Below are 929 nucleotides of genomic sequence, written 5' to 3' on the forward strand. Positions count from 1 at the left end.
TGCTTCGGCACCAGGCCAAGCCAAGCCGCGAACTGGCGGCCGTTCTTGAAACAGCTTCTATCGCCCACGGCGGCGATCAAGGCTGTTGCTGTCACAGGTCCGATGCCTTCGATTTTGCCGAGCCGCTGGCACTGCTCGCTTGTACGGAAGATTTCCCTTATCCGCCGGTCATAGGCTGCAATACGGTTATCAAGCTCGGACAACTCCTCTTGCAATTCCCTCATGAGCGTCCGGAGCATCTCGCTGAGGCCGTCATTGATGTTCCCTACGATGACAGCGAGGCCGCGCCGCAGCTGCGCGATGTCACGGGCAATGACAATCCCATGCTCGGACAGAAGACCGCGAATCTGGTTGACGAGCCTGACCCGGTCGGCGACCAGGCGCCGGCGAATTCGGTGGACGGCCTGTACCGCCAGCTGATCGGTTGATTTCGGTGGCACGAAGCGCATGGACGGACGGCCGACCGCTTCGCAGATGGCTTCCGCATCGTTCTGGTCGTTCTTGTTCGACTTGACGTATGGCGTCACGAACTGAGGGCTGATCAGTCGGACCTGATGGCCAAGCTCCGTGAGCACGCGAGCCCAATAGTGTGCCCCGTTGGAAGCCTCCATGCCGACCAGGCAGGCCGGTAAATTGGCGAAAAAGCCGGCCACCGCATCGCGACGCAACCTCTTTCGCACAACGACTTTCCCGTGGTTGTCGACGCCGTGAACTTCGAAAACATACTTCGCCAGATCTAGACCTATCCGAACGACCTGCATGACATCCTCCTTCACTGCAGTTGACGCTCGAGATTCCACCGCGGCAAGGGCGGGGTCCATACCATTGGCTCCGGGTTGGCAAGGAGAATCTTCACTTGCAGCATTGGTCGGAGCAGCCATGTGTTCGGCCTGTTTGTGCGGTACCCATGACCGCTGGCCATAATGCCG

General features: G+C 59.5%; 1 protein-coding gene. It reads right to left on the reverse strand.

The annotated features are described in order from the left end of the window. Window positions 1–761: IS110 family transposase (locus XH80_RS02915; RefSeq protein WP_271597254.1), on the reverse strand; the 761-nt coding region annotated here is incomplete at its 3' end. Window positions 762–929: the final 168 nt, after the last annotated feature.

The organism is Bradyrhizobium sp. CCBAU 45384 (assembly GCF_028128665.1).
Lineage (GTDB): Bacteria > Pseudomonadota > Alphaproteobacteria > Rhizobiales > Xanthobacteraceae > Bradyrhizobium > Bradyrhizobium manausense.